Annotated in this window: 19 protein-coding genes and 1 pseudogene; 14 read left to right on the top strand and 6 right to left on the bottom strand. The window is 67.3% G+C overall.

Features of this window, described 5'->3' with window-relative positions; translation table 11 throughout:
• The first annotated feature begins 4 nt into the window (after positions 1-4).
• The 9 genes and pseudogenes from KF796_01085 (at position 5) to KF796_01045 (ending at position 8,161) form a co-directional block, all read left to right on the top strand.
• Positions 5-583, top strand: coding sequence for a penicillin-binding protein activator LpoB (locus KF796_01085; protein MBX3585207.1), 579 nt, complete (start codon positions 5-7; stop codon positions 581-583).
• A complete protein-coding gene (locus KF796_01080; GenBank protein ID MBX3585206.1) occupies positions 549-2,177 on the top strand; it encodes a hypothetical protein in 1,629 nt (542 codons plus the stop codon). The genes KF796_01085 and KF796_01080 overlap by 35 nt, the downstream gene beginning before the upstream one ends.
• Positions 2,177-3,274, top strand: a complete 1,098-nt coding sequence (locus KF796_01075) for a hypothetical protein (protein MBX3585205.1) — start codon at positions 2,177-2,179, stop codon at positions 3,272-3,274. The genes KF796_01080 and KF796_01075 overlap by 1 nt, the downstream gene beginning before the upstream one ends.
• The gene (gene pelF / locus KF796_01070) at positions 3,267-4,856 is read left to right on the top strand and encodes a GT4 family glycosyltransferase PelF (GenBank protein MBX3585204.1); all 1,590 of its coding nucleotides are present in this window, start codon (positions 3,267-3,269) and stop codon (positions 4,854-4,856) included. The genes KF796_01075 and pelF overlap by 8 nt, the downstream gene beginning before the upstream one ends.
• Complete coding sequence (gene pelG / locus KF796_01065) at positions 4,856-6,226, top strand: exopolysaccharide Pel transporter PelG (GenBank protein ID MBX3585203.1); 1,371 nt, start codon at positions 4,856-4,858, stop codon at positions 6,224-6,226. The genes pelF and pelG overlap by 1 nt, the downstream gene beginning before the upstream one ends.
• 480 nt (positions 6,227-6,706) lie before the next feature.
• Positions 6,707-7,414 (top strand): toll/interleukin-1 receptor domain-containing protein, encoded by a 708-nt coding sequence (locus KF796_01060; GenBank protein MBX3585202.1) that lies wholly within the window; start codon positions 6,707-6,709, stop codon positions 7,412-7,414.
• A 62-nt stretch (positions 7,415-7,476) separates the two neighbouring features.
• Positions 7,477-7,658, top strand: a pseudogene (locus tag KF796_01055) (hypothetical protein).
• Positions 7,654-7,839 (top strand): hypothetical protein, encoded by a 186-nt coding sequence (locus KF796_01050; GenBank protein MBX3585201.1) that lies wholly within the window; start codon positions 7,654-7,656, stop codon positions 7,837-7,839. The pseudogene KF796_01055 and the gene KF796_01050 overlap by 5 nt, the downstream one beginning before the upstream one ends.
• A 4-nt stretch (positions 7,840-7,843) precedes the next feature.
• Positions 7,844-8,161, top strand: coding sequence for a putative addiction module antidote protein (locus KF796_01045; GenBank protein ID MBX3585200.1), 318 nt, complete (start codon positions 7,844-7,846; stop codon positions 8,159-8,161).
• Positions 8,162-8,168: 7 nt separating this feature from the next.
• Here the strand turns inward: KF796_01045 and KF796_01040 are convergent, their stop codons facing one another.
• Entirely contained in the window at positions 8,169-9,518 is a 1,350-nt protein-coding gene (locus tag KF796_01040) for an MFS transporter (protein MBX3585199.1), read from the bottom strand.
• A gap of 31 nt (positions 9,519-9,549) precedes the next feature.
• Here KF796_01040 and KF796_01035 point away from each other — a divergent pair, with 31 nt between their 5' ends.
• On the top strand, positions 9,550-10,377 hold the full coding sequence (locus KF796_01035) for a M48 family metallopeptidase (protein MBX3585198.1): 828 nt from the start codon (positions 9,550-9,552) through the stop codon (positions 10,375-10,377).
• Between the two features lie 9 nt (positions 10,378-10,386).
• Here KF796_01035 and KF796_01030 read toward each other — a convergent pair whose 3' ends face one another.
• Positions 10,387-11,025 carry an MBL fold metallo-hydrolase gene (locus KF796_01030; GenBank protein ID MBX3585197.1) on the bottom strand — a complete coding sequence of 213 codons (639 nt, stop codon included), beginning with the start codon at positions 11,023-11,025 and terminating at the stop codon, positions 10,387-10,389.
• A gap of 269 nt (positions 11,026-11,294) precedes the next feature.
• Here KF796_01030 and KF796_01025 point away from each other — a divergent pair, with 269 nt between their 5' ends.
• Together KF796_01025 and KF796_01020 are read left to right on the top strand one after the other, a co-directional pair.
• On the top strand, positions 11,295-11,717 hold the full coding sequence (locus tag KF796_01025; protein MBX3585196.1) for a hypothetical protein: 423 nt from the start codon (positions 11,295-11,297) through the stop codon (positions 11,715-11,717).
• 103 nt (positions 11,718-11,820) lie between these two features.
• On the top strand, positions 11,821-12,990 hold the full coding sequence (locus KF796_01020; GenBank protein MBX3585195.1) for a hypothetical protein: 1,170 nt from the start codon (positions 11,821-11,823) through the stop codon (positions 12,988-12,990).
• A 10-nt stretch (positions 12,991-13,000) separates the two neighbouring features.
• Here KF796_01020 and KF796_01015 read toward each other — a convergent pair whose 3' ends face one another.
• The 3 genes from KF796_01015 to KF796_01005 all read right to left on the bottom strand — a co-directional run bounded on the left by KF796_01015 (position 13,001) and on the right by KF796_01005 (position 15,425).
• Complete coding sequence (locus KF796_01015; protein MBX3585194.1) at positions 13,001-13,720, bottom strand: hypothetical protein; 720 nt, start codon at positions 13,718-13,720, stop codon at positions 13,001-13,003.
• On the bottom strand, positions 13,717-14,565 hold the full coding sequence (locus tag KF796_01010; protein ID MBX3585193.1) for a nucleotidyl transferase AbiEii/AbiGii toxin family protein: 849 nt from the start codon (positions 14,563-14,565) through the stop codon (positions 13,717-13,719). The genes KF796_01015 and KF796_01010 overlap by 4 nt, the downstream gene beginning before the upstream one ends.
• Positions 14,566-14,681: 116 nt before the next feature.
• Positions 14,682-15,425 carry a helix-turn-helix transcriptional regulator gene (locus KF796_01005; protein MBX3585192.1) on the bottom strand — a complete coding sequence of 248 codons (744 nt, stop codon included), beginning with the start codon at positions 15,423-15,425 and terminating at the stop codon, positions 14,682-14,684.
• A 119-nt stretch (positions 15,426-15,544) separates the two neighbouring features.
• On the opposite strand from KF796_01005, the gene KF796_01000 reads away from it, so the two are divergent.
• Both KF796_01000 and KF796_00995 read left to right on the top strand, forming a co-directional pair.
• Entirely contained in the window at positions 15,545-15,892 is a 348-nt protein-coding gene (locus KF796_01000; protein MBX3585191.1) for an NIPSNAP family protein, read from the top strand.
• Between the two features lie 4 nt (positions 15,893-15,896).
• A complete protein-coding gene (locus KF796_00995) occupies positions 15,897-16,241 on the top strand; it encodes an antibiotic biosynthesis monooxygenase (protein MBX3585190.1) in 345 nt (114 codons plus the stop codon).
• Here KF796_00995 and KF796_00990 read toward each other — a convergent pair.
• Entirely contained in the window at positions 16,232-17,131 is a 900-nt protein-coding gene (locus KF796_00990; protein ID MBX3585189.1) for a DMT family transporter, read from the bottom strand. The two genes, KF796_00995 and KF796_00990, sit on opposite strands and share 10 nt — an antisense overlap.
• Between the last annotated feature and the right edge of the window lie 10 nt (positions 17,132-17,141).

Here is a 17,141-nt window from a genome sequence, read left to right as displayed (position 1 = left end):
CCCCATGAACAACTTCCGCTTGATCCCCCTCGTGCTCGGTGCCGCGCTGCTGGCCGGCTGCGGCGTGCTCAGCCCCGGGGGCAACGGCAGCAGCGGCCGCTCGGTCATGGCGCAGGCCATTGCCGCGGGCGACAAGGTGGCGCTGCTGCCCGTGGCCAACTACACCGATGTGCCGCAGGCCGGCCTGCGCGTGGAGGCGCTGCTGGAGCCCGCGCTGCGCCAGGCCGGGCTGCGACAGCTGGTGCTGTACCCGCCCGCGTTGAACCCCGAGACCCTGTTCGAGCCCGGCGAGCGCAAGGCCCAGGCCGAGGCCGAGAAATGGGCCCGCACCCAGGGCGTGCGCTATGTGGTCAGCGGCGCCGTCAACGAGTGGCGCTACAAGGTGGGCGTGGACGGCGAGCCCGCCGTGGGGCTGATGCTGCAGGTCAAGGACCTGTCCACCGACCAGGTGGTCTATTCATCGGCCGGCGGCCGCACCGGCGGCAGCCGCCAGGCGCTGGCCGCCGTGGGCCAGCAACTGGCGGCCGAACTGGTGTCTGGAATCCGCGTTGAGCAAGCCAGCCGAACCGCACCCGCCCGCTGAAGCGGGCGCGCCCTCCGGGCCGCCCGCGCCGGACGGGGGCGCCGACAGCACGCCGGCCGCGCTGGTGGCCATGCGCGCGGCGCGCGGCGCCCCGGCCCCCGAGCTGCCCAAGGACACGCTGCATTCCGATTACTCGGCCTCGATGCAGGACATGCTGGAGGCCCTGCGCGAGCCCGTGGGCCCGCAGGGCGGTAGCCGCGCCTGGCGCCTGCTGCGCCCGCTGTGGATGGCCTGGGTCGTGGTGCGGCGGCTCTCGGCCCTGCTGCGCCTGGTGCTGCGCCGCTGGATCCGGCACCACCCGGGCGTGTTCTCGCGCGTGGCCGAAACCGCGCTGTGGCCGGCCCTGTTCATCTACCTGGCCTGGATCAGCCGGCCCGACAACCCGTTCTACATCAACGAAGGCTTTCCCTGGCCCTGGCTCGGGCCGTGGCTGATCGCGCTGCGCTACGGCGTGGGCTACGGTGCGGCCGCGTCGTTTGGCCTGCTTGGCGCCTGGGCGGTGCTGCAGCCGGGCATGCCGTTTCCGCGGCTGTACTTTCTGGGGGGCGCGATCACGCTGCTGATTGCGGGCGAGTTTGGCAGCTACTGGCGGCTGCGCGTGATCCGGCTGCAGGAGAGCCTGGGTTTCCTCAACGACAAGGTCGAGCGGCTCACGCGCCGGCTTTACCTGGTCAAGCTCTCGCACGACGAGCTCGAGTACGAAATGGTGGACCGCCCTGGCACCCTGCGCGAGGCCCTGATCGACCTGCGCGTGCTCATGGACCGCTACACCCGCGACAACCCCGGCGACCTCAGCGGCCTGCCGGGCGCGCAGATGATGCTGGACTTTGTGGTGCACCACTGCCGCGTGGAGTCGGCCGCCATCTACTCGGTGCGCATGGAGCCGGTGCTGACGCTGGAACGCGTGGCCGTGGTGGGCCGGCTGACCGACCCGAAGCCCGACGACCCCATGGTGCTGCGCGCGCTGGAAACCGGCCACCAGGTGCACCTGCAGGACGCGCTGCTGGAGAAGGTGCGGCGCTCGGCCCTGATCGCCGCCACGCCCCTGGTCAGCACCGAACGCCAGCCCTTTGGCCTGATGGTGATCAGCAACATGCCCTTCACCGCGCTCACCGCCGACAACCTGCAGACCATTGCCGTGCTGCTGGAAAGCTACGCCGACTACCTGCGCCTGTCGGTCAGCGCGGGCGAGCTGCTGTCGATCTGGCCCGAGGCGCCGCGTGGCCTGGCCGGCGAGTTTGGCTGGCTCACGCGGCTGCGCACCGACTACGGGCTGGAAAGCCGCTGCGTGGTCTGGCGCGCCGAGCATCCGCGCGGGGCCGAGATCCTGGCCGAACTCATGGAGCTGCACAGCCGCGGCGAAACCGCCTGGCGCTGGCCGCTGGATGCGACGCGCCAGCGCGGCGCGCCCTGCGTGATTGCACTGGCGCCGTTCTCGGACGCGGCCGCCATGCGGGTGTACAAGCAGCGGCTGCTGGACGGCATCACCCAGCGCTTTGGCGAGATGGGCCCGCAGCAGCTCAGCGCGTTTGATTTCGCGCTGGGCCGCGAGCAGGGCTTTGCACGGCTGCGCTGGCTGGTGGAGAGCACCTGATGCGCGACGACGAAGCCCCCGCCATCGGCGCGCCGCCCCCGCCGCAGCGGCTCTCGCTGGTGGGGGCCTGGCTGCGCGTGGCGCTGGCGCTGGTGGCCGAGCTGTCGTCGCTGGTGCTGCTGGACCGGCCCATGGCTTTTGACAGCCTGGCCGCCTACTTCGCGCTGCATGGCGTGGCCAGCGCCGTGTCGGCCTGGCTGGCCTGGGCCATGCTGCCGCCCAGCCACCGCTCGCCGGCCGGCCCGGCCTATGCGCTGCTGTACTGCCTGTCATTTTTCATTCCGGTGCTGGGGGTGCTGGCCACGGTGCTGGCGGTGCAGGTGGCGCGGCGCTACCCCAAGATCCTGCGCACCGAACGCTTCGTGGCGGTGCACATGCCCGAGTTCTCGGAGGTGCAGCGCGAGGCCACCGAGCGCAGCGACCTGCGCGCGGGCGATGCGCGGCGCATCCTCAAGGACCCGTCGCTGCCGCTGGAAACGCGGCTGCGCGTGCTGGTGGCCTTGCAGACCATGCGGCCCAAGGCCGCCGTGCCCTTGCTGCAGGGCCTGCTGGCCGACCCGTCGGAAGACATCCGCCTGCTGGCCTACAGCATGGTCGATGCCTGGGAGAAAGACCTCACGCTGCAGATCCAGCGCGCCAGCCAGAGCCTGGCCGAGGCCCGCGAGGGCGACGAGCGCGCACCGCTGGTCAACGCGCTGCGCCGCCTGGCCGAGCTGCACTGGCAGCAGGCCGACACCGGGCTGGCGCGCGGCGACCTGCGCCGCTTTGCGCTGGCCCAGGCCCAGAAACTGTGCGAGGACGTGCTGGCGCTGGACGCCTACGCGCCCAGCACCTGGCAGCTCTATGCGCGCGTGCTGATCGAGCTGGACCAGCTTGAGGCCGCGGGCCGGGCGCTGCAGCTCGCGCGCAAGGTCAGGATGCCGCCGCAGACCGTGTGGCCGCTGATGGCCCAGATCGCCTGGCTGCGCGGCGACCTGGACGGCGTGCGCAAGTACATGGGCCGCCTGCCCGACAGCGCGCAGCTGCCGCACAACCTGCGCGGTGTGGCCGCGTTCTGGCGCACGCGCCAGGTGGCCGGGGTGGACCTGCATGTCTGACAAGGCGCTTGCGCCGCGCCCTCAGGTCGCCGATGTGGGCCTGCTGCTCGAAGGTACCTACCCCTATGTATCGGGCGGTGTGTCGAGCTGGGTGCACCAGATCATCAACGGCTTTCCCGACCTGACCTTTGCCATCTGCTTTCTGGGCTCGCGCCGCCAGGACTATGGCGCGAAGAAGTTCGAGCTGCCGGCCAATGTGGTGCATCTGGAAGAGCACTACCTTTATGAGTCCACCGGCACACCGCCGGTCACGCCGCAGCGCGGCGACGGGCCCATGTTCGACCTCAACCGCGAGCTGCACGAATATTTCCGCAACCCGCAGGGCCTGGCGGAGCGCGGTGGCGAGGTGCTGGGCACCCTGACCGGCGAGCTGCAGGGCCGCATGGACCGCTCGCAGTTCCTCTACACCGAGGCCAGCTGGAACTACATCACCGAGCAATACCGCGAGCGCTGCACCGACCCGAGCTTTGTGGATTACTTCTGGACGGTGCGCACCATGCACACGCCCATCTGGGTGCTGTCGGCCATTGTGGAGAACTTTCCCGCCGTGGGCTGCTACCACTCGGTGTCCACCGGCTACGCGGGCTTTCTGGGGGCGCTGCTCAAGCGGCGCTGGGGCCGCCACCTGATCCTGAGCGAGCACGGCATCTACACCAAGGAGCGCCGCATTGACCTGTATGCCGCGCGCTGGATTGCCGACAACCGCACGCTGTTGCAGCGCGACGCCACGCAGGCCGGCTATTTCCGCACCATGTGGATCCGCTTCTTCGAGGCGCTGGGCCGCATGTGCTACGACGCCAGCGACCAGATCATTGCGCTGTACGAGGCCAACCGTCTGCGCCAGGTACAGGACGGCGCCGACGCCGCGCGCACCAGCAACATCCCCAACGGCATTGACGTGGTGCGCTTTGGCGCGCTGCGTGCCCAGCGGCCGGCCGAGGTGCCGCGCATCATGTGCCTGATTGGCCGCGTGGTGCCCATCAAGGACATCAAGACCTACATCCGCGCCACCCGCATCATGGCCAACCGCTTCCCCGAGGTGCAGGCCTGGATCGCCGGCCCCGAGGAAGAAAGCCCCGACTACGCGGCCGAGTGCAAGGACCTGGTGGCCAGCCTGGGCCTGAATGACAACGTGAAGTTTCTGGGCTTCCAGAAGCTCACCGACCTGCTGCCGCAGATTGGCCTGGTGGTGCTGAGTTCGATCAGCGAGGCACTGCCGCTGGTCATCCTGGAGGGCTACGCCGCGGGCGTGCCCACCGTGACCACCGACGTGGGCTCATGCCGCCAGCTGGTCTATGGGCTTGACGATGAAGACCAGGCGCTGGGCGCGTCGGGCGCCGTGGTGGGTATTGCCGACCCGCAGGCGCTGGCCGAGGCGGCGCTGCAGCTGCTGGGCGACGAAGCCGCCTGGCACCGCGCGGCGCAGGCGGGCATTGCGCGCGTGGAGCGCTACTACACCCACCCCGTGATGTTCTCGCGCTACCGCGCCGTCTATGACGAAGCGCTGGGCCGGGTGCTCCCACCCGTGCGCGACCGGCCCGAGCCCGCGGGCGACGGCGTTGACCTGCTGCTGGAGGGCTGATGGCCGGCATTGGCTTTGAACTGCGCAAGCTGTTGCAGCGCGACAGCTACTTTGCGCTGGTGCGGGCCTATGCCTATGCGGGGCTGATCAGCTCCGGGCCCTGGGTGCTGTCCATCGTGGGGCTGGTGGTGATCGGCGTGATGTCGGTCAACATCGTGGTGCCCAGCGTGCTCATCACGCAGTTCCAGGTGTCGGTGACCTATCTGATTGCCGGCTCGCTGATCCTCACCGGGGTGGTGCAGCTGGCCTTCACGCGCTGGGTGTCGGACCGGCTGTTTGCGCGCCAGGGCGACATCATCGTGCCCAACTTTGCGGGCGTGCTGCTGGTGACCAACCTGGGCGCGGGCACGCTCGCGGTGATGCTGGCGTTTCTGGAGTTCCGCGGCGCCAGCGCGGTCTACCGCATGCTCATGGTGGCGGGCTTTGTGACCATGTGCGACATCTGGGTGGCCACCATCTTCATGAGCGGGCTCAAGTTCTACAAGACCATCGTGGTGCTGTTTGGCGGCGGCTATGGCATCTCGGTGGTGCTGGCCGTGCTGCTGCGCGGCTGGGGGCTGGAGGGCCTGCTCGCGGGCTATGTGGTGGGGCAGTTCCTGATGCTGGTGGGCATGTTTTTCATCATCCTGCGCAGCTTCCCGGCCGAGAAGCTGATCGCGTTTGACTGCTTCCAGCCCGGCGCCATGCTGCCCACGCTGATGCTCGTGGGCCTGCTCTACAACTTTGCCATCTGGGCCGACAAGATGGTGTTCTGGTTCGCGCCCGAAACCAGCAACGCCGTGATCGGCCCGCTGCGCGCCAGCGTCATCTACGACATGCCCGTGTTCCTGGCCTACCTGGGCATCATCCCCGGCATGGCGGTGTTCCTGGTGCGCTTTGAAACCGACTTTGTGGAGTGGTACGACAAGTTCTACAACGCGGTGCGCGAAGGCGGCTCGCTGGAAGAAATTGCCCGCATGCGCGACGGCATGGTGTTTGCCGTGCGCCAGGGCCTGTTTGACATCATCAAGATCCAGACCCTGTCGGTGCTGCTGATGGTGGTGTTTGCGCCCACCATTTTTGAAAAGCTGGGCATCAGCGCGCTGTATCTGCCGCTGTTTTATGTGGACGCCGTGGCCGCCAGCCTGCAGGTGGCGCTGCTGGCCGTGATGAACGTGTTCTTCTACCTCGACCGGCGCCGCGCCGTGCTGGCCACCGTGGCCCTGCTGGCCGTGCTCAACGTGGCGCTGTCCATGGTCTCGCTGCGCCTGGGCGTGGCGTTTTATGGCTACGGCTTTGCGCTGGCGCTGCTCATCACCCTGGTGGTGGCGCTGCGCGTGATGGAGCGCAAGATTTCGCGGCTGGAGTATGAGACGTTCATGCTGCAGTGAGGGGGGCTCACCCGTTCACACACACCCGTTCGCCCTGAGCTTGTCGAAGGGCCCCCAACCCAAAAGCTAGCGCCACACGCCGCTTGGCAGGCCCGCGCACCGGGCGTCCATGCCCGTTCTCCGCTACGTGCTCGCGCAGATGTTCTTGTAGCGCGCAAATTTGGCTGGCGCTGCACCCATGGCTTGCATACGAAGCGCCTGTACGCAGCGCGAATCCTCCGCTCCGCCCGGGCATGGCCACCCGGCACGCCTGCGGGGCGTCTAGGCGCCACCGCAGAGCCATGGACTTCCTCATCAGATTGGAGGATTCTCTGTAGCTGGTTGCTGCCTAGAATGCCGCCGGATAGATGCGGTGACAGCACTTAGGATTGGCACTATGCCCAGCCTATATTGCAGAGCCAGACTAAACCGCAGGTTTGTGGTCGAAATTACGTTAGGCATCAGAACACCGCCGTGCGGTGCTACGAAAGGTCGAAGTTCATGGCTCAGTGCACAGCCCCAGTAAATGGTCATCGCTCGTCGAGCGCTGCAGCCAACTGCCCAGCATGCAGCAGTCGCGGCGGCTACCGCAGCAGCTATGGCTACGGTGGTGGCTACACCTCCCCCTACTCGTCGGGCAGCAGCAGCTACAGCGGAGGCGGACGATCAAGCGGCAGCGGCGGCTCGAGGCCGCGGTGGTCACGCGCCGGTTCGACCGTCTCCTACACATCGGCTCAGGTTGCGTCACTCACGCCAGTTCGCGAGGCTGTTGAAGTTCAAGCGGCGGCGAAGCCAGATCTTCGGGATTGCTTTTTATGTCATGCCTGGGATGACCGGCAAGGCGCCGCAAAGCAACTCCACGACTTCCTAGAGGCGGCGGGCGTCAAAGTTTGGTTCAGCGAGAAGGACCTTGGCCTTGGCGTTCCGATGATGCGCGCGATTGACAAGGGCTTGGCGGCCTCGAAGATTGGACTCGTTCTGGTGACGCCCGCATTGCTCGCACGCCTGCCGAGGGAGGGCGTGGCCGACAAGGAGCTATCGACATTACTGCAAGGTAACCGGCTGGTGCCCATCGTGCACGGTACAACATACGCGGCGCTCCGCGACGTTAGCCCCATGCTCGCTTCGCGAAGCGGCTTGGACACCTCGGAAGACTCCATGACAGTGGTCGCCACAAAAATCGCCGAGCTGGTAGCCATTTGGAGTTGAAGCCGTCAAACGGCGCCCGCTTTGCTCGAACGTTAGGGAAAGTCTGAGCAAGTCCACCGATTCTGCCGCGGCGCGTTGAGCGATGCAGAGCAGCCTGCGGTACGAGCCAGATCAGTTTCGCTGACGCGGAGTACGTCGGCAAAGGAAAACGGACACGCCGGAAGTCTTCCTGGGAAAAATGGAACAGGTCGTGACGTGGAAGGCGCTGCTCGAGCTGATCGAGCCGCACTACCCGGCGGCTGGGCGGGGGCAGGTCACTGACCCACGGTGTCTCGGAACTGAAAGTGGACGTCGGCCCTGGCTACCGCGTGTATTACACGCAGCGTCGTGGCCATTTCCTCCTGCTGCTCGTTGGCGGAGACAAGTCAACTCAGGCCAAAGACATCGCCAGAGCCATCCGCCTCGCGCAGGCCTATGAGGAGTAGTTACATGCCAGTCGCCGCCCGCAAGAAGATTTCCAGACCCAAGGCAACATCCTACGACGTGGCGGAGCACCTGCGCACGCCTGAAGAAATGGCCGCTTATCTGGACGCCTGGCTTGAAGAGGCGCCAGACGACGCCTCTGGCATTGCCCGGGCGCTTGGCGATATTGCGCGTGCCAAGGGCATGAGCCAGGTCGCCAAAGAGGCGGGGCTCAGTCGCGAGAGCCTGTACCGGGCGCTCAGCGAGGGGGGCAACCCCAGCTTTGCCACCGTGCTCAAGGTGGCTCGCGCCCTGGGCTTGCGCCTGCACGCACAGACTGCGTGAACAGGCTTCAGGGATTGGATCGCTGCGCCCGCCCCGCCAACCAAACCAGCACCAGCACCGGCAAGCCCAGCAGCGCCGTGGCCGTGAAGAACTGGCTGTAGCCATGGGCGTCCACATACATGCCTGAAAACCCCGCCAGCCATTTGGGCAGCAGCAGCATCATGGAGCTGAACAGCGCGTACTGCGTGGCCGAATAGTTCACGTTGGTCAGTGACGACAGGTAGGCAATGAACGCCGCCGAGGCAATGCCGCTGGAGAGGTTGTCGGCCGAGATCACCAGCACCAGCGCGGTCACGTCATGGCCATGGCCGGCCAGCCAGGCAAACAGCAGGTTGCTGGCGGCGCTCAGCACGGCGCCCAGCATCAGCACGCGCATCACGCCCAGCCGCATGGCCATGGCGCCGCCCACAAAGGCACCCACCAGGGTCATGATCACGCCAAACACCTTGGTGACGGCGGCCACCTCGTCCTTGGTGTAGCCCATGTCCACATAGAACGGGTTGGCCATGATGCCCATGACCACGTCGCTGATGCGGTACACGGCAATCAGCGCCAGGATCAGCGCGGCCTGCCAGCGGTAGCGGCCAATGAAGTCGGCAAACGGGTCCACCAGCGCGCCGCGCAACCACTCGGCCGCATTGCGGGCCGGCGGCAGCTCACGCGGAGCCGGCTCGCGCGACAGCAGCACGGTGAGCAAGCCCACACTCATGGAGCCCGCCATCACCAGGTACGCCGTTTGCCAGGCGCCGTTCTGGTAGGCCGCTACAGCGCCGGCCACCGCGGGGGCGATCTCGGCGCGCGCGGCAATCCACAGCACGCCGGCGCCGGCCCAGATCATGGCCAGCCGGTAGCCGGTCTGGTAGGTGGCGGCCAGCGCCGCCTGGCGCTGCGCGTCGGCCGATTCAATGCGAAAGGCGTCCAGCGCAATGTCCTGCGTGGCCGAGCCAAAGGCCACCACCAGCGCACACCAGACGATGGGCTCCAGCGTCTGGCGCGGGTCCACCAGCGCCATGCCCACCAACCCGGCCACGATGATGGCCTGCGACAGCAGCAGCCAGCCGCGCCGGCGGCCCAGGGTGTTGGTCAGCCCCGGCAGGGGCAGCCGGTCCACCAGCGGCGCCCAGCACCACTTGAAGCCATAGGCCAGGCCCACCCAGCTCAGGTAGCCGATGGTGGTGCGGTCTATGCCGGCCTCGCGCAGCCTGAAGCTCAAGGTGCCCAGCACCAGCAGCAGGGGCAGCCCGGCTGAAAAGCCCAGCGCCAGCATGCGCAGGCTGGCCGGCTCCAGATAGACCTTGAGCGTGGCAAGCCACGAAAGGGGTTTGGGCGGAGTGGCGGATGCGGCTTGGTCTGACATGGGGGGCAAGAGTTCTGTTTATTATTGCCCCATGTGCCTGCTCTGCTCCGCCAAACAATCCGTGTGGTCTGGCCGCCGCGCTTTTTTGCTGGCGGCCGGCGCGGCCACCGCCCAGCCGCTGTTGGCCCAGGTGGATGTGGGCAACGCCTCGAGCCTGCGCAAGCTGGTGCCCGCCGGCGAGCTGGAAACAGCGGCCGGCCAGCAATACAACGAGATGCTGGCCGAGGCGCGCGCCAAGCGTGCCCTGGCGCCCGACAGCAATGCCCAGTTGCAGCGCCTGCGTGCCATCAGCCGCCGCTTGATTCCGTTTGCACCCAAGTGGAACGACCGCGCCAACGGCTGGCGGTGGGAGGTCAACCTGATCGGCAGCAAGCAGATCAACGCCTTCTGCATGCCCGGCGGCAAGATCGCGTTTTACACCGGCATTCTTGACCAGCTCAGCCTGACTGACGACGAGGCCGCCATGGTCATGGGCCATGAAATGGCCCACGCCCTGCGTGAACATGCACGCTCGCGCATTGCCAAGAGCCAGGGCACCAGCGCGCTGCTGTCACTGGGTGCACAGCTGTTTGGCCTGGGCCAGCTGGGCGACGTGGCGGCCAACATCGGCACCCAGTTGCTCACGCTCAAGTTCAGCCGCGAGGACGAGACCGAGGCCGACCTGGTGGGGCTGGAGCTTGCGGCACGCGGCGGCTTCGACCCCGATGCGTCGGTGACGCTGTGGAAAAAGATGGCCGCCGCCACCGGCAATGGCGGCCCGGGCTTTTTGTCCACTCACCCCAGCGGCCCCGACCGCATCCGCCAGCTCGAGGCCAACGTGCCCAAGGTGCGCGGGCTGTACCAGGCGGCGCGGCGCTAGCGGGCTGCGTCAGGTGCCCGTCACGTGCGGGTTGGTCTGGCGCTCGCGGCCAAAACTGCTCTCGGGCCCGTGGCCCGGAATGAACACCGTGTCATTGCCCATGGGCCACAGCCGCGTGGTGATGCTCTCAATGAGCTGCCCATGGTTGCCCTGCGGATAGTCCGTGCGGCCTATGCTGCCGGCAAACAGCACATCACCCACAAACGCCCGCTGGATCTCGGGCGAATAAAACACCACATGGCCGGGCGTGTGGCCCGGGCAGTGCCGCACCTGCAGCACATGGCCAGCCAGCGTGACCGTGTCGCCATCGTGCAGCCAGCGCGTGGGCGTGAACGGCTCCGAGGGCGGAAAGCCAAACATGGCGCCCTGTTGCGGCAGCCCGTCAATCCAGAACTGGTCGCCGGGGTGCGGGCCGATGATGGGGATGCCCAGCCGCTGCGCCAGTTCGGCCGTGCCGCCCGCGTGGTCGATGTGGGCGTGCGTCATCCAGATCTGCTCGAGCTTGAGGCCAAGCCGCGCAACTTCGGCCAGCAGGCGGTCGATTTCGCCGCCCGGGTCGATGATGGCGGCCTGCAGGGTCTGGTCGTCCCAGAGAATGGAGCAGTTCTGCTGGAAGGCGGTGACGGGGAGGGTGATGTACTGGAGCATGGCAATTCAGGGGCAGGTCTTGGCCAGGGGCCGGCCCATCTTAACGGCCCCTACCCGGGGCAAGGAGAGGCAGGATGGCAGGGCTTGGGCGTGGTTGGGCGCGGCGATTTCTGGTGGGAGCGGGCCTGCTCGGTGGGGCCATTGCTTTTGTTCTTTTGCTGATCCATGACCCGGGCCGCGAGGGCGGTCCCGAGGCGCCTTCTGCTCTTCCTTCGCCGACAGCCCCGTCCGGTGCGATGCACCGGTCGCCAGGCGTCTTGGGGCCGGCCGTGTACGAGGCCCACCCCGATGCGGACGAGGTCATGCGTTCGGCGGGTTTCGCTGAGTGGGTTCGTCACCTGCCGCCAGACCTGCAGGTCACGGTGGCCAAGGTACTTCAAGGCGGCACGGCGGCGGAATACGTCCTGCTGCTGGGCGCCTACAAGTCGGCGAGCCGACATCCGGCGCAGCGGGGGCCAGGCACATCCAGTTTTGAAAGTGAACGGCAACTGCAGGCGGCGCAGCTGTATGCGCAGGTCAACCAGATCAAGGCCAAGGCGTTTGCAGACTACCCCTACCTCGCTTCAGAGAGTGGCCGGCTCGTCTGGCAACAAATCCTGGAGCGACAGGCGGCTTTGGTGTCCACGGGGGTGGATCCGGCGGCTGCCTTGACGCAGGCGGTCACCGCCCTGGCGCCGGCTCAGGCGCGCTGAGTGAGCTCGCCCGCAGGCTTTCAAGCGTGCAGATACACTGCGTTACACGGAGGTATTTGAGGCGTTTTCCCCATCAGGGGAGCCGCGCAACCTGGAGTCGCATATGCCCTTGACCGTGAAGCAGCAGGTCTTCCTGCTGACTTTCCAGAACAACTACATGACGCAGCGCTACCAGGATGCGGCCCGCAACGCCGTGGGCATGCACACCATCACGCTCGCGGAGCGGGCCAACATGATGGGGCTGATGCGCAACTGGATCGCCGACCACGAGGTGGGCGCGGCCGAAGACGTTTTCCTGGAGGAGTTCAAGGAGTTCGCCCGCCCCCTGCATTCACGCAAGGGCAAGCAGGCGCTTCAGCAGGCGGCCGACGACGCGCAGGCCAGCGGCGGCAACGACCTGCATGCCCAGATCCGCGCGGCCGCGCTGCTGCGCCAGAACCGCGCCAACCTGTTCGACTGGGACAAGAGCAAGCAGTACAACGCCGGCGCTGCCACCATTGCCAACCTTGAAAAGGGCCTGGAAGAGAACCGCAAGGCCTTGCTCAAGGGGATGCAGAAGGTCAACGGCGAGTTTGTCGAGCCGGCCAACGGGGTGCCCATGAACAGCGTGGCCGCCAAGGACAGCACCTCGCTGGGGTTGAGCGCGCTGCAGGCCTGCACGCTTGACGCGCTGCTGCACAAGTACAAACAGATCCGCCTGCTGTTCACCACCTGGAAGCTGGTGGAGGGCTCGATCTTCCTGCGGGTGCTGGCCAGCAGCCAGAACCTGTATGAGCGCAGCTTCATCATGAACCCGATGATCCTGCGGGCCAACGCGCCGGCGGCCAGTGCCATCAACTGGGACATCCGGCTCAACGATTTCTTCCTGCATGCGGGCATCGAGAAAGGCGCGGCCTTCGTGTTCGCCACGTCCACGGTGGACTACGAAACCTTTCTGGACCCGGCCACGCGCGATGCCGGCAAGCGCCAGCAGATGATGAATGCGCCCGTGGGCTCCAAGGTGCCCGGCCTCGGGACCCGGGGCGACATGAACTACCCCGTCAAGCCCGGCGGCAGCGAAATCCTCACGCTGCTGGAATACGGCTACGACGTGGACCCGCAGGACGCGCGGTTCTATGCCGACGCCAAGATGGGCTTTGTCATGGTGCCCGGCCAGGGCCCCGGCGCGCGCAAGCAGCGCTTTTTGCAGATGCACGCCTCGTTTGACCAGCAGAAGTTCGACCGGCTCATTGCCTTCACGCAGAAGCTGGCCACGCTGGGCATTTACAGGTGAGTCGGGGCTGTCAGAAGCGCATTCGCGTGGCCGAGTTTTCCTGCACGTCGCTGTCGGCCTGGTAGTGCTCACGCTGGCGCAGCCAGTCTTCCAGCAGCGCGCTGATGGCCATGGCTTTTGCGGTGCGGCGCAAACGGGGCGCGCTCAGGACCTCGATGTCCAGGTCGAAAGGGGGGTGTGTCATGCGGCTGCGTGCTGAGGCGCCCAGAAAAATCCAGTCGAGCAGGGCCTTCTCGGGCGTCGCGCGGGGGTAGTCGAAGCGCAGGTCCCGGATGTCCTCCAGTCGGCCGGCCCGTTCGTCGACGAGATGCGCGGGCATCGCAAAGAAGCGGAACTGGCCCGCCGTTGTGGCGCGGTCGCCGATCTGCGGGTTGGGCAAGCCGGGGCCTGTGCCGATGACGCAGGTGATGGTGTCGCCAAAGTTGTTGGTGATGTGCGCCTGCTCCAGCACCCACGACAGGCTGACGACACTGCGGCTGCGCACCCAGTGGGCCGCGGCGGCCGGGCTCACATCGCGGTGGCCCAGATAGTTCAGGTATACGCCCTTGATGACCTCGCGCAGCTTTCCGGCCCCGGACATGGAGGCCAGCCATCGGGTGAACGTTGACGCGGAAGGAGCGTCCGGCCGGCCGGTGGTCACAAGCGCGTGCAGCATCGCCGTTGTCATGACCGATGGGCTGTCGGCCTGCATCAGCCGCCGCTCGGCGTCGGTCTTCCAGGCCGCGCTCATGGCCGTGGCCTTGCGCTGGCAGGCTCGCCGGCCGGTGCCGACGCCTGCGTCTCCAGTGCCATCGTGCACCATTGCCCTATTTTTTCCGCCACCATGATCGTGGCCTCGATCCAGGCGTCTTCAGTGAGGGTCGCCCGCTCCGCCGGTGGCAGGAAGGGCAGCAGCTCCTGCTGCGCCAGTGCGTAGGTCAGCATGTCCAGTTTGCCCGGTGCGCGGGACAGGAAGTCTTCCAGGAGGTCCTGGTCCTGGCTGGTCAGCAGCGTGACCGGATCGGCGCCTGCCCGGATCAGGTCGCGCAGGTCGTACAGGTCCCGCGGTGCGTTGCGCCGGTCCGAAAGCGCCGCGCCGACCTTCATTGCGGCGAGGGTTGCGTGGGTGTAGGTGGTCACCGGAAAAGGCGCCATGGCGTATTTCTGTGGCGGCACCACCACCTCGACACGCAGATTCTCCCTGGACGGCGCAGCGCGCCCTGAAACCTCCACGTCAAACCGCACGTCGGTGTCGTGGCCGATCACCCCTTGGAGGCGAACGCGGACGGTGGTTGCCGTGTCCTTGGTGACTTCCGCTCTGGGCGCCCTGATCCCGGCGGTGCCTGCCGCGCGCACCAGCAGCCTGCCCAGCCCTTTCTTGAGCGCTGCCTGGCTGATCGTCTCGTCACGGTCGAAATCGATGTCCTTGGTGAGCCGCATGCTCCCGAATACCGCCCGCATGGCCATGCCGCCTTTGAGGATCAGGCGGTTGCCAAGATCACCGGCCAATTCACGCAGCAGCCCCACCTGGCAGCGGTCAATGGCTTCCAGACGGGAGTCAAAGCCCATCTCAGTGGGGGTGTAGAGATTTGCCATAGCATTAATAAGCCAATTAAAGACCATTGAATGCTATCATGAAGGAAAATTGGTAGCATCGAAACGCCAAAATTTGAGCTTTCAATGCTTCAGAACGTGCCGTCGCCGATGATGCGTCATTTCCCGTTTCTGTCTGCCTGTGTCAATGCGCCCCAGCGCTGCATCCCCATCCAGTTTCTCAGCGCAGCCGCCCCTTGCGGGCTCAGGTCCAGCGCCCGCGCGCCGGGGCGGCGCAGCAGCCAGCCTTGTTCGAGGCAGTGGGTGCAGACCAGGGCGCCGAGCCGGCCGGCCAGGTGAAAGCGGCGCTCGCTCCAGTCCAGGCAGGGGCGGCACTGCAGGCGGCGGGTGGTGTTGCTGTGGGTGGCCTGCGCCTGCGCGGCGTCCACGCCCAGCCGGGCCAGAACTGCGGTCGCCTGAGGCGTGACCCGGCCAGCCTCGCCGTCAAAGGCAATGGCGCCTTCGCCCAGCAGGTGTTCGGCCATGGCCACGCCCAGCCGCCCGGCCAGGTGGTCGTAGCAGGTGCGCGCAAAGCGCAGCGCGGCGTCGCGTGGGCCGGTCACCACGCGCGGGGGCCGCGCGGCAGGTTTGAGCGCGGCCAGCTGCATGATGCCCTCCAGCACCTTGGCCACCTCGCCGGAAGCCAGCCGGTGGTAGCGGTGGCGGCCCTGCTGGGCCACGGCCAGCAGCCCGGCTTCCACCAGCAGGCCCAGGTGGCGGCTGGCCGTGGGGGCAGACACATGGGCCGCGGTGGCCAGCTCGTTCGCGGTGAGCGCACGGCCGTCCATCAGCGCCAGCAGCATGGCGGTGCGCGCGGGCTCGCCCACAAGCGAGGCCACATGGGCGATCTGGTTGGTGTTCATGGGGGCATCTCCTGCACCGGACCTTAGCAGCCTGGCCGGGCGCCATGCTTCGTTGCGCAGCGAAGCATCGGGGCATCGGCCGGCCGCATCATGCAGGGACTGAACCCAAGGAGATGCCCATGACCGTGACCTGTTTCATCCGCTACCAGATCGATCCGTTCCAGCGCGACGCCTTCAAGACCTATGCCGAGAACTGGGGCCGCATCATCCCGCGCTGCGGCGGCCATCTGGTGGGCTACTTTCTGCCGCATGAGGGCACCAACGACGTGGCCTGGGGCCTGATCTCGTTCGACAGCCTGGCCGCCTACGAGGCCTACCGCGCCCGCCTGCGCACCGATGCCCAGGGCCGCGAGAACTTCGCCATGGCCCAGCGCCTGCGCTTCATCCTGCGCGAGGAGCGCACCTTCACCGAGCTGGTGCCCGGCACCTTCAATGGCCTGCCCCACGCGGGCGCGGCCGGGGAGTGATGCGATGCTGGCCGTGATTTTTGAAGTGGTGCCCCAGGAGGGCAAGACGGGCCAGTACCTGGATGCAGCCGCGGCCTTGCGGCCCGCGCTCGCGCAGATCGATGGCTTCATCTCCATCGAGCGGTTCCAGAGCCTGAGCGAGCCGGGCAAGCTGCTGTCGCTGTCTTACTGGCGCGACGAGGCGGCGGTGCAGCAGTGGCGCAACCTCGAGGCGCACCGGCGCACCCAGCAACTGGGGCGCGACCAGGTGTTTGCCGACTACCGGTTGCGGGTAGCGCAGGTGGTGCGCGACTACGGCATGAACGACCGGGCGCAGGCGCCCGGCGACTCAAGGCAGGTTCACGGCTGAGCCACTGCGGCCACGGGCCGGCTGGGCCACAGCACCGAGGCAATGGCCACCACCATCAGCGCCACGGCGGCCCAGTCCTGCCAGTGCAGCACCTCGTGCAGCCAGATCGCGCCGCTGAACACGCCCAGCACCGGGATGAACATCACGCTCAGCGTGGAGGCCACCGGCGGCAGGCCGCGCGCCAGGTAGAACCATGCGGCGTGCGCAAAACCGAAGATCAGCACCGCGTTGTAGCCAATCGAGCCCCAGGCGGTGGCACTGGGCGGCGCCCACTGCGCGCGTTCGAACAGCGTGGCCAGCACGGTCATGACCACGGCGGTGAGCGCCGTCATCCAGAACGACAGCGTGAGCGTGGCCACCGGGATGCTGGTGCGGCGCAGCAGTTGCGTGCCATAGGCCCAGGTGGCGGCGGCCACCAGGGCAAAGGCCACGCCGGCGGGCCGCCCGGCCAGCCCGGTGAACTCGTGCCACAGCAGCAGCACCACGCCCAGCGCGGCGGCGCTCACGCCCAGCCAGCCGCGCCGGGTCAGCACGGCCGAGAACAGCACCGCGCCCAGCACCGCCGAGAAGATGGGCATGGTGTAGCCCAGGATGGCCGCGCGCCCGCTAGACAGCGCCTTGACGGCCAGGATGATGCAGGCGTGCCAGACAAACATGTTGGTGGCGGCCAGCCACAGCAGTTCGCGCCAGTGCTGGCGCGGCACGCGAAACGGCACCTTGAGCACCACCAGCCCCAGCGCGAGCACGGGCAGGCCCAGCCAGATCGACAGCGCGCGGAAGGTCAGCGGCGGGTAGCCCGTCACGCCCAGCTTCATCACGGGCCAGTTCAGGCCCCAGACGAGGGTGAGCAGGACCAGGACGATGAGTTGCTGTCGGGAGAGTGCGGGCATGGGCAGCGAT

It is taken from the genome of Ramlibacter sp. (assembly GCA_019635435.1).
In the GTDB taxonomy this organism is placed as follows: domain Bacteria; phylum Pseudomonadota; class Gammaproteobacteria; order Burkholderiales; family Burkholderiaceae_C; genus JAHBZM01.
Note: the sequence above shows the minus strand (reverse complement) of the source record. Positions and strands in the feature narration are given on the sequence as shown.

Excerpts from the sequence above, each read along its gene's own strand:
- KF796_01085 (MBX3585207.1), top strand. The coding sequence starts at position 5 with ATGAACAACTTCCGCTTGATCCCCCTCGTGCTCGGTGCCGCGCTGCTG.
- KF796_01075 (MBX3585205.1), top strand. The coding sequence starts at position 2,177 with ATGCGCGACGACGAAGCCCCCGCCATCGGCGCGCCGCCCCCGCCGCAG.
- pelF (MBX3585204.1), top strand. The coding sequence starts at position 3,267 with ATGTCTGACAAGGCGCTTGCGCCGCGCCCTCAGGTCGCCGATGTGGGC.
- pelG (MBX3585203.1), top strand. The coding sequence starts at position 4,856 with ATGGCCGGCATTGGCTTTGAACTGCGCAAGCTGTTGCAGCGCGACAGC.
- KF796_01060 (MBX3585202.1), top strand. The coding sequence starts at position 6,707 with ATGGCTCAGTGCACAGCCCCAGTAAATGGTCATCGCTCGTCGAGCGCT.
- KF796_01045 (MBX3585200.1), top strand. The coding sequence starts at position 7,844 with ATGCCAGTCGCCGCCCGCAAGAAGATTTCCAGACCCAAGGCAACATCC.
- KF796_01040 (MBX3585199.1), bottom strand. The coding sequence starts at position 9,518 with ATGTCAGACCAAGCCGCATCCGCCACTCCGCCCAAACCCCTTTCGTGG.
- KF796_01035 (MBX3585198.1), top strand. The coding sequence starts at position 9,550 with ATGTGCCTGCTCTGCTCCGCCAAACAATCCGTGTGGTCTGGCCGCCGC.
- KF796_01030 (MBX3585197.1), bottom strand. The coding sequence starts at position 11,025 with ATGCTCCAGTACATCACCCTCCCCGTCACCGCCTTCCAGCAGAACTGC.
- KF796_01020 (MBX3585195.1), top strand. The coding sequence starts at position 11,821 with ATGCCCTTGACCGTGAAGCAGCAGGTCTTCCTGCTGACTTTCCAGAAC.
- KF796_01015 (MBX3585194.1), bottom strand. The coding sequence starts at position 13,720 with ATGAGCGCGGCCTGGAAGACCGACGCCGAGCGGCGGCTGATGCAGGCC.
- KF796_01010 (MBX3585193.1), bottom strand. The coding sequence starts at position 14,565 with ATGGCAAATCTCTACACCCCCACTGAGATGGGCTTTGACTCCCGTCTG.
- KF796_01005 (MBX3585192.1), bottom strand. The coding sequence starts at position 15,425 with ATGAACACCAACCAGATCGCCCATGTGGCCTCGCTTGTGGGCGAGCCC.
- KF796_01000 (MBX3585191.1), top strand. The coding sequence starts at position 15,545 with ATGACCGTGACCTGTTTCATCCGCTACCAGATCGATCCGTTCCAGCGC.
- KF796_00995 (MBX3585190.1), top strand. The coding sequence starts at position 15,897 with ATGCTGGCCGTGATTTTTGAAGTGGTGCCCCAGGAGGGCAAGACGGGC.
- KF796_00990 (MBX3585189.1), bottom strand. The coding sequence starts at position 17,131 with ATGCCCGCACTCTCCCGACAGCAACTCATCGTCCTGGTCCTGCTCACC.